Annotated in this window: 8 protein-coding genes; 5 read left to right on the top strand and 3 right to left on the bottom strand. The window is 71.2% G+C overall.

What is annotated here, in order from left to right:
* Positions 1-112 precede the first annotated feature (112 nt).
* Both ACFU9P_RS16790 and ACFU9P_RS16785 read right to left on the bottom strand, forming a co-directional pair.
* Positions 113-712, bottom strand: a complete 600-nt coding sequence (locus ACFU9P_RS16790; protein ID WP_384081186.1) for a dTDP-4-dehydrorhamnose 3,5-epimerase family protein — start codon at positions 710-712, stop codon at positions 113-115.
* An 83-nt stretch (positions 713-795) separates the two neighbouring features.
* On the bottom strand, positions 796-2,844 hold the full coding sequence (locus tag ACFU9P_RS16785; RefSeq protein ID WP_384081183.1) for a glycosyltransferase family 2 protein: 2,049 nt from the start codon (positions 2,842-2,844) through the stop codon (positions 796-798).
* 581 nt (positions 2,845-3,425) lie between these two features.
* Here ACFU9P_RS16785 and proB point away from each other — a divergent pair.
* The 5 genes from proB (at position 3,426) to ACFU9P_RS16760 (ending at position 8,669) form a co-directional block, all read left to right on the top strand.
* Positions 3,426-4,532, top strand: coding sequence for a glutamate 5-kinase (gene proB / locus ACFU9P_RS16780; protein WP_384081837.1), 1,107 nt, complete (start codon positions 3,426-3,428; stop codon positions 4,530-4,532).
* A gap of 143 nt (positions 4,533-4,675) precedes the next feature.
* Positions 4,676-5,191, top strand: a complete 516-nt coding sequence (locus tag ACFU9P_RS16775; protein ID WP_384081180.1) for a hypothetical protein — start codon at positions 4,676-4,678, stop codon at positions 5,189-5,191.
* A gap of 99 nt (positions 5,192-5,290) precedes the next feature.
* Positions 5,291-6,574 (top strand): glutamate-5-semialdehyde dehydrogenase, encoded by a 1,284-nt coding sequence (locus tag ACFU9P_RS16770; RefSeq protein WP_384081177.1) that lies wholly within the window; start codon positions 5,291-5,293, stop codon positions 6,572-6,574.
* 142 nt (positions 6,575-6,716) lie between these two features.
* Positions 6,717-7,319, top strand: a complete 603-nt coding sequence (locus tag ACFU9P_RS16765; protein WP_384081174.1) for a hypothetical protein — start codon at positions 6,717-6,719, stop codon at positions 7,317-7,319.
* A 222-nt stretch (positions 7,320-7,541) separates the two neighbouring features.
* Positions 7,542-8,669: a hypothetical protein gene (locus ACFU9P_RS16760; protein WP_384081171.1), complete on the top strand. Its 1,128-nt coding sequence runs from the start codon at positions 7,542-7,544 to the stop codon at positions 8,667-8,669.
* A 31-nt stretch (positions 8,670-8,700) separates the two neighbouring features.
* Here the strand turns inward: ACFU9P_RS16760 and ACFU9P_RS16755 are convergent, their stop codons facing one another.
* On the bottom strand, positions 8,701-9,804 hold the full coding sequence (locus tag ACFU9P_RS16755) for a M48 family metallopeptidase (RefSeq protein WP_376386046.1): 1,104 nt from the start codon (positions 9,802-9,804) through the stop codon (positions 8,701-8,703).
* Between the last annotated feature and the right edge of the window lie 124 nt (positions 9,805-9,928).

The raw sequence follows: 9,928 nt of genomic DNA, 5'->3' as shown, positions 1-9,928 counted from the left end.
CTAAGGGGGGGGCTCACCTTTGCAAGAGCGGCGCTGTCAGGGCTGGGGGAGGGGGGGGCTGCAATTCTTGTGCCTTGCCCGCCCCCTTCCGTATCCGCGTACGTGCTTGCCGTCAGCCGCGGGCGGCCAGCTTGGCGGCGTACGCCCGGCAGTCCGCGTACAGGGGCAGCAGGCCCGAGGCCTCGGCCTCGGCGAGCGTCGGGGCCGCCGCGTCCTTGTCGGAGAGCAGCGGGGTGATGCCCTCGGGCCACTCGATCGCGAGCGCCGGGTCCAGCGGGTTGACACCGTGCTCGCGCCCGGGGGCATACCCCTCGGAGCAGAGATAGACGACGGTCGCGTCATCGGTCAGGGCCATGAAGGCATGGCCGAGCCCCTCGGCGAGATAGACGGCGCGGTGGTCCACATCGTCCAGCCGTACGGCCTCCCACTGCCGGTACGTCGGGGAGCCGACGCGGATGTCCACGACGACGTCCAGCACCGCGCCCCGCACACACTTCACATACTTGGCCTGGCCGGGCGGCACATCGGCGAAGTGGATACCGCGCAGGGTGCCGAGGCTGGACACCGAGCAGTTGGCCTGGGCGAGCTGGAGGGAGTGGCCGGCCGCGCCGGTGAAGTCGGCGGCCTTGAACCACTCGTGGAAGCTGCCACGGCTGTCCGGGAAGAGCTTCGGTTCCTGGACCCAGGCGCCTTCGACCGAAAGCTGCCGCATGTGATCACGTCCTTGTTGTTCTTGGTACAGGGTGTTCGTTCTCATGGCCCGCTCGGTGCGCGGGGCGCGGGGCGGGGTATGGGTCAGAAGCGGGCCGCGAGGCGCCGTACCTTCTTCCGCGCCGAGGCGGGCAGCCGCCGTACGATCGGGCCGCCCGCCGAGCGGAGCACCCGGCGCAGGGTTGCCCTGCGGCGCTGCACCGCGACCACCCGTACGAGTGCGGGGTCGGCGGCCGGCAGACCGGCGTGGTCCAGCCGGATCCGGCCGCCGGGGCCCACGGGGGCCTCGCAGAGCGGCAGTTCGGGCCCCTTCGGACCGTCCAGCCGCACGGACAGCCGTACCGTCCCGGCCGGCAGGTCCGCCACCCGTGCGGGGATGCCGAGATGCGCCCGGCCGTGGTCGGGGCGGAGCGTGGCCCCCAGGGTCCTGGTGGAGCCGTCCTGGCCGGTCAGCACCAGCTCGACGGCCCGGGGACCGGACTTGCTGCCGGTGAACACATCGAGGCGCAGCTCCGGACTGCCGCCGGGCATCCGCAGGACCGGGCGGTCCGCGAGATAGGTGGCCATCTTCTTGGCGCGGCCCGCGACATCGAGGGTCAGATTTCCGTGCGGGTCCGTGAAGTACGGGATGACCGGACGGGCGGGTGAACCGAGCACCGCGGGCAGGCACTTGGCGTCCACCTCCGGCGCGCGGTCGGCGCCGAGCCGGGCCTTCCGTACGAGACCGAGGCCGCGCAGCGGCACCCAGACGTCCCAGAAGCCACGGGAGACCCTGCCCCGGCCCTTGACCGCCTCGCTGGTGACATGGCCGCGGCCGCGCAGCACGACCTCGTAGCTCTCGCCCTCGGTGCCGCCGCCGTTGCCCGTGCCGTTGCCGGGCAGCTTCTCGATCTCGGCGCTGAAGTCGACGGGGCACGGCCACTCGACGGCCGTCTCGCGGTTGCGCAGGGACAGTTCGCCCTTGAATCCGTCCATGTCGTCGGTGACATCGAGGAGTTCACCGGCCGGCAGCAGACCCTCGGTGATGTCCGGGTGCAGGAAGTACTGGCCGTCACGGCGGATCAGGCGCAGCGGCTCACGGTCCTCGCCGTGGACCAGCCGGCCGGTCAGCGAGAGCGCGATCCTGCCGTCGGACTCCCAGGCGAAGTCCTCAAGACGGGCCGCGCCCTTGACCGAGGAGGCGAAGCGGGCGATCCGCATCAGCCCTTCGCGGTCGTCGGCGCGCAGCAGAGTGGAGCGCAGCCGGGTCAGCGAGCCGAGTCCCTCGTGCACGCCGTCCGTGATGAAGTCCCGGACGAGCGGGCGGATGGCCTCGACCATCTCGTCGAGGTACTCGGGGGTGAACTTCAGCACACCCGGCTCGCTCAGCCGTCCGAGCATCTCCACCCGGTAGAAGCGGCGCAGCAGCCGGTCCCGGAATTCACCCGGTTCGGTGTTGTCGACGACGACCTGGAGGACCTCGCGGAGGTTGCCGTAGTACCCGGACGGTACGAGCTTGGCCGATCCGGCGTTCTGGCCGTCGTCCCGCTTCGAGTAGTAGTAGCAGGTGTAATTCCCGAGGATCGACACCACTTTCGCCGGGAAGTACGACTGCATCATATAAAGCTGGTCTTCCAGCCGGCGCTTGCCCTCGGGGTACGCGATGCCGTTCTCGCGGAGGAACTCCGTACGGAACATCTTGTGCGGGGTGAGGCTGTCGTACAGCGGGGCACTGCTCAGATCGCACTTCTCGCGGTTCGTCCTGAACACCCCGTGCGGGACGCCGCGGAAATTGGACGCGACCTTGCCGATCACGATGTCGGAGCTGTTGCGGTGGCCCATCTCGTACAGGCGTCGCAGGGCGTCGGAGGCCAGATGGTCGTCCTGGTCGACGAACTGGACGTACTCGCCGCGCGCTTCGGAGACGCCGATGTTTCTGGGCTTTCCCGGCCAGCCGGAATTGGGGATGTGGATCACCCGGAAGTGAGGGTGTTCGTCCGCCAGTTTGTCGAGCCGGGCGGGGGAGTCGTCGGTGGAACCGTCGTCGACGAAGAGGACCTCGAAGTCGGCGGCCGGCAGCGTCTGGGCCAGCAGTGAATCGACACAGGGGTCGATGTACTTACCCGGGTTGTATACCGGAATGACGACGCTCACTTTAACTGGCATTTACTGGTGGCCCATCTCGTGTGTGATTGCCCGGCGTGCTACACGGGGGGAAGGGGGCGCCGCCGTCGGCGGAGCGAGGGGCGCTGCCGACGGTCAGCCTATCCCCGCCCGGAGGACGATGTTTCCCTCCCGTTGTTACACCTGAAAGACAGTTGTCACCCGCATCCGGTTGTGCGGTGGCGCGGATTGATTGATCGAAGCGGGTCCGCGGGGGCCGTCCCACCCACTGAAAAGGCCCGCCGTCCGGGGGCGCCGCGCGCGTACGCTGACCGGACGGGAGGCCTGCCGGGCGCGGGCCTCCGCGGCAGCGCGCGCGGTGAGCCCGGCGCGAGAGCACGCGGTGTGAGAGCACACGCGGTGTGAGAACAGAGGCAGAGCACGTGGCAGCGGCACGGCAGGACGCGGCGGGGGCGGAGCTGACGGGGCGGCCGGGACCCGGGGACCGGCCGGAGCCGACGGGACAGCCGGAGGCAGCGGCGCCGGAGCAGCCGGAGTCGGCCGGGCGGGCCGAGGCGGTGGCGCAGGCCGAGGTGGCCGCGCGGGCCGACGTGGTGACGCGCGCCGACGTGGTGACGCGGGCCCGGCGCATCGTCGTCAAGGTCGGCTCCTCCTCGCTCACCACCGCCGCCGGGGGCCTCGACGCCGACCGCGTCGACGCCCTCGTCGATGTCCTCGCCCAGGTCAGAAAGGGCGGCGAGAAGGAGATCGTCCTGGTGTCCAGCGGCGCCATCGCCGCCGGGCTCGCGCCGCTCGGTCTCGTACGCCGCCCCCGGGACCTGGCCCGCCAGCAGGCCGCGGCCAGCGTCGGCCAGGGGCTGCTGGTGGCCCGCTACACCGCCTCCTTCGCGCGGTACGGCGTACGGGTCGGGCAGGTGCTCCTCACCACGGACGACACCAGCCGCCGGGCCCACTACCGCAACGCCTACCGCACCCTGGACCAGCTCCTCGGCATGGGGGCCGTGCCCGTCGTCAACGAGAACGACACCGTTGCCACGGACGAGATCCGGTTCGGCGACAACGACCGGCTGGCCGCCCTCGTCGCCCATCTCGTACGGGCCGATCTGCTCGTCCTCCTGTCGGATGTCGACGGGCTGTACGACGGCGACCCCAGCAGGCCCGGCACCTCCCGGATCGACGAGGTGCGCGGCCCCGCCGATCTGGCCGGGGTCTCCCTCGGCAGCGCGGGCAAGGCGGGCCTCGGCACCGGCGGCATGGTCACCAAGGTCGAGGCCGCGGCCATCGCCACCGCGGCCGGGGTCCCGGTCGTCCTGACCTCGGCAGGCCGGGTCGCCGACGGCCTCGCGGGCCGCGACACCGGCACGTACTTCCACCGCACCGGCCGCCGCTCCACGGGCCGGCTGCTCTGGCTCGCACACGCCTCGGCCCCGCAGGGCGCGCTCACCCTGGACGACGGCGCCGTACGGGCGGTCGTCCAGCGGCGCACCTCACTGCTGCCGGCCGGGATCGCCTCCGTGGAAGGCGAGTTCAGCGCCGGGGACCCGGTCGAGCTGCGGGACGGCCAGGGCCGTGCCATCGCCCGCGGACTCGTCAACTTCGACGCCAAGGAGATCCCCCAGCTCCTCGGCCGCTCCACCCGGGATCTGGCCCGCGAACTGGGCCCCGCATATGAGCGGGAAGTCGTACACAGGGACGATCTGGTCATCCTGCACTTGTGACCGGCCCCTGAAACGGCTGAAACTGCTGCCTTTGAACAGGGACCTTTACCAAAAGCACCCCATGCCGCGCCCGGGACTGGTCAACTTTGTCTCAGGGGTACAGGCGGGGAACAGCACGACGACGCAGCAACAGGAGGCCGCTGGTGAGACGAGCGCGCCCGGGGGCGGCGCCCCGAGGGACCGGGGGCAGTGCCCATGCCCGCCGGGCCATGGCGCAGGAAAGGGCCCTGACCAGCGTCGAAGCGGGGGAAGACTTCGACGAAGAACGACAGCGGGAGGCCGTATCGAGAAGGGACGCCCGCGGGGAGGGCCGGGCGGTGTCGAAACTGTGGCACATCACGCTCAGCGTCTCGGGTGCCGAGGCCCCGCTGACGGAGGTCCGGCGTGGCTTGGAACAGTTGGCCCACGACCATCCGTTTCTGCTCACGAGCCGGTACGCCAACGACCACGCGGAAATCCGCTACTGGGAGGAGGCCCGGGATCTGCACGACGCCGCCGCGGTGGCGCTGCGGCTCTGGGGCGAGCACCGGTCGAGCGCGAAGTTGCCGCCGTGGGAGATCGTCGGCCTTGAGGTCATCGACCGCGAGACGTACCACCTGCGGATCGCGGAGGGATACGGCCCGCCCCCGGCGGCTCCGGTGGGCGTCCATCCGTTCTGACCCCGCTGACCTCCCGCGCGGGCCGGAAGCGCTTTCGGAAGTGTCTCGGAGTACGGAATACGAGCGGAATGCCCGCAGGAGGCGCACTACCCTGCGGGCATGACCTCGCTTTCGCCGTACGACAACCTCTCCCCGGTCACCAGGGCCGCCTACCGGTCCCGCGCGGCGGCCGCAGACCTCGCGCCACTGCCGCGCGCGGCCAAGGACGACGCACTGCTGGCGATCGCGGACGCGCTGGAGGTCCGTACGCACGAGATCGTCACGGCCAACGCCGAGGACGTCACCCGCGCCCGGGAGGCCGGGACCAGCGAGGCGGTCATCGACCGGCTGACCCTGACCCCCGAACGGGTACGGGCCATCGCCGCGGATGTACGGGACGTGGCGGCGCTGCCCGACCCGGTCGGCGAGGTCGTCCGCGGCTCGACGCTGCCGAACGGGATCGATCTGCGCCAGGTCCGGGTGCCGCTCGGGGTCGTCGGGATCATCTACGAGGCGCGGCCCAATGTCACCGTCGACGCCGCCGCGCTCTGCCTGAAGTCGGGCAACGCCGTCCTGCTGCGCGGCTCGTCCTCCGCGCGCTCCTCGAACACCGCGCTCGTCCGGGTGCTGCGCGACGCCGTCGGCGGCGCCGGACTGCCCGCGGACGCCGTCCAGCTCGTACCGGGCGAGGGCCGGGAGTCCGTGCAGGAGCTGATGCGGGCGCGCGGGCTCGTCGACGTACTGATCCCGCGCGGCGGCGCCTCCCTGATCCGTACGGTCGTCGAGGGCTCCAGCGTCCCCGTCATCGAGACCGGCACCGGCAACTGCCATGTGTACGTCGACGCCGAGACCGATCTGGACATGGCCGTCGAGATCCTGATCAACTCCAAGGCGCAGCGGCCCAGCGTGTGCAACGCCGCCGAGACGCTTCTCGTCCACCAGGACATCGCGGCGGCGTTCCTGCCGCGCGCCCTGGACGCGCTCGCCGACGCCGGGGTGACCGTGCACGCCGACGAGCGGGTGCTGGCGTACGCGGAGGGGTCCAAGGCGCGGGTTGTGGCGGCCACCGCGGAGGACTGGGAGACCGAGTACCTCTCGTACGACATCGCAGCCGCGGTGGTGGACTCGCTGGACGCGGCCGTCGCCCATATCCGGCTCTGGTCGTCCGGCCATACGGAGGCGATCGTCACCACCTCGCAGGCCGCAGCCCGGCGATTCACCCGGCTGGTCGATTCCACGACGGTCGCTGTGAACGCGTCCACGCGGTTCACGGACGGCGGACAGTTCGGCTTTGGCGCCGAGATCGGGATCTCCACGCAGAAGCTGCACGCGAGGGGCCCGATGGGGCTGCCGGAGCTGACCTCGACCAAGTACATCGTCACCGGCGACGGCCACATCCGGTAGGCGCCCGCCCGCCCGCCCGTCGGCCGGTGCCGGTGGGGCAGGGGTGACCGGGTGGGGCGGGTGCGGTGAACGAAGCCGGGAGAGTCCGGGAGAGTTCGGACTCCGCCTGCCCAAAACGGCGGCCCAGGTCTACTCTGAAGAGGTGCCGGACGACGTGGGGGGCAGGCCGTTCCCGGACGGCCGGGAGCCCGACGACGACCGCGGAGGCGCGGACGAGGAGTTCGCCTCCGTGGTGTTCGACGAGGACTTCGTCCGGTCGGCACCCGTCCATGAACCCTCCGCCGTCGAGCGGCTGCTCGCCGCCGCCCAGGCGCGCGCGGAGGCCGAGGCGGCCCGCGCGAGGGCCGGCGGAGGACCGCCCGAGGACGAGCTGTACGAGGAGCTGTACGGCCGGGACGGCGTGTACGGCGGCGAGTACCCGTACGACGGCGAGTACGACCCGGATGACCCTGACGGGCTCTCGGGCCCGTACGGACGCCATGGCGGCGCTCTGCGCCCGTACCGCGGCAGCGCCCGCTGGCACCGGCCGGTCGCCTGGCTGCTGGCGCTGCTGATGGGCATCGGGATGGTCGCGCTCGCCTTCACCGCCGTCTACCGCGGCGCCTCCAGCAGCCGCGACGACCAGGTGCCGCAGCCCGCCACTTCCGGGATCGACAAGCCGGGTCCGGTCGGGCCCAGCGTCTCGGTGTCGGTCTCCGCGGTCCCCACGGCGCCGCTGCTCTCCGCGGTTCCGCATACGCCCTGAGCGCCCGGCTCCGCATACGGCCTGAACGTCCGCGGTACACGTTCCGCGCGCCTGCGGGACCGCCCGTACGCCCTCCGGAAACACCGTTCGAATCCGGCCGGAAACCCGGCTGAAATTGCTTTGGATTTCCGGGTTTTCACCCGGACGGCGGAACGCGGCCGTACCGGCACTTGACTCGCGGCCGAGCGTTTACGATCGCCCCCGCCGACCTACCCTGAAGGTATGGCAGGGCGTGGAGACCCACCCGAAGGGGAACCTGAGGGGCTCCCCGGCGGAGGTGACGACGAGTACGGGTCCGTCGACTTCGACGAGTCGTTCATCCGAGCTGCCCGGCTCCGTGAGGCCTCAGCCAAGGAGCGGATGAGGGACCACAGCCATGCGGTACGGAGGGTCCCGCCGCCCCCGCCGAGAAGGCGGTTCAGACGTTCCGGATTCCGGAACGGCCCCAAGCGGCTGCTGCTCCTCCTGCTGGTGATCGTCCTGGCCTTCGGCTCCGCGATCTATCTCGGTCTGCGCAATCCGTACCGGCCCATCACGGCGGGCACCGTGCCGCAGGCGCGGATGGCGGTGGTCCCGCTGGCCCCGAGCGACCGCGTACCGGGCGGGGCACCCGACGATCTCTTCGCGCACAGCCCGGCGGCGCAGTTCCGGGAGGGGGCGGCCGGGGTCGCGCTGCCCGCGGCCCGGGACACCGGGGACTTCTCCGAGGGCCAGGTGATGGCCGCGCTGACCACCGTCAAGGACTATCTCGTGGCGTCCTCGATGGACCCGGACGTCCTCGCGGGCCATACGGTACGGCCGGTGCGGGTGCTGCTCGACCCCGACCAGCTTCCCCAGTTCGACCGCAGCATCTCCGCCCCCGCCAATGACGGCAGGCACTCCCCGGCCGGCTGGCTCGTACGGTTCGACCCGGCGAAGGCCGTACCGGCCGGCAGCGGGGTGCGCGCGCACGGGACTCTGCGGTACGAGCAGACCTCGGCCGGGACGCTGGAGGTGGTCTCGGAGCATGTCTTCGTGTACGCGCTGAGACCGGCGGCTTCCGCGGCGCGGCCGGTGCGGGACGCCTCGCTGTTCACCGTACGGCGCGAGATGCGGTTCCGGTTCGATGTGGAGGACCTGCTGAAGCACCGTACGGAGGTGCTGAGCAGCGATGTGCTGGCGGGCCCGCAGGCCTGCTCGGCGGAGGCACCGGCGACGCTGCGGCCGCTGCTGGCGGGGGAGCGGGCCAAGCCGGACGATCCGGCGGGCACGGACCCGTACGCCACGGGCCCGGCCGATACGGCACTGTGCGGCACCCTGGCCCGCACGGCCCAGCCGGACGGGCTGAATTCCAGCCCGTCCGGCGATTGAGCACAAACCGGCTGGCCGGCCGGGCCCGGCGCTACTTCTTCTCGCCGCCGGACTCCGTACCGCCACCGCTACCCGTACCGCCGCCCGTGAAGACGTCCCGCAGCTTCCCGCCCAGATCCCCCGCGCCGCCCGCGATATCGCCCACCAGCTTCATCAGCGGGTCCTTGCTCCCCCGCACCGTGTCCGCGTAATGCGCGGCCGAGTCGCGGAAGGAGTCCGTGACCGAGGTGTCCTTGTCCTCGTCGCGGCGCGGATAGTGACCGTCCATGATCCGCTGGTAGTCGCGGCTCTCCGCCCACTTCTTCAGCTCGGCGGCCCGCACGGTGGTGAAGGGGTGCGTACGCGGCAGTACGTTCAGGATCTTCAGCACCGAGTCGCGCAGATCGCCGCCCGCCTCGTACTCCTCGGCCTGCGCCAGGAACGCGTCCACATTCATCTCGTGCAGATGGTTGCCCCCGGCGATCTTCATCAGGCCGCGCATCGAGGCCCGTACATCCTGCCCGACCAGCAGCCCGGCCCGGTCCGCCGACAGCTCCGACTTGCGGAACCACTCGCGCAGCGCCGTGACGATCGCCATGATCGCGACATTGCCCAGCGGGATCCAGGCGACCTTGAGGGCCAGATTGGTCAGGAACAGCAGGATCGTGCGGTAGACGGAGTGACCGGAGAGGGCATGGCCCACCTCGTGGCCGACGACCGCCCGCATCTCCTCCTCGTCGAGCAGCTCCACCAGCCCGGTGGTGACCACGATGATCGGCTCGTCCAGACCGATGCACATCGCGTTGGGCTTGGGGTCCTGCGCCACATACATGACCGGGACCTTCTCCAGGTCCAGGATGTAACAGGCGTCCCGCAGCATGGCGTGCAGATGCGCGAACTGCGCGTCGCTCACCCGCACCGAGTCGGAGAGGAAGAGGAGCCGCAGGCTCCGCTCCGGCAGCAGCGCGCTCAGTGCCTTGAACACGGTGTCGAACCCGCTGAGCTTGCGCAGCGCCACCAGCGCCGAACGGTCCGCGGGGTGTTCGTACGCCCGCGAGGAGATACCGGGGAAGCGCTTGCGCTGCCTGCTCGGCACATTCTTGTGGAGTGCTTCGTGCCCGGCTTCTTGCTCGCGGTTGTCTTCGGCTTCGGTCATGGATGTCCCCGCTTCCTGCTTCCTACGAGTCCAAGGCTCGTCCCCCTGACCCGATCCAGCCTATGGGGTGGGTCTACCGTGTGGAGGGGGGCCGCGGCCGCGATTCCCGGGGAGCGCCCGCGGG

It is taken from the genome of Streptomyces sp. NPDC057617 (genome assembly GCF_042800555.1).
In the GTDB taxonomy this organism is placed as follows: domain Bacteria; phylum Actinomycetota; class Actinomycetes; order Streptomycetales; family Streptomycetaceae; genus Streptomyces.
This window is presented reverse-complemented; position numbering and strand designations above follow the sequence as displayed.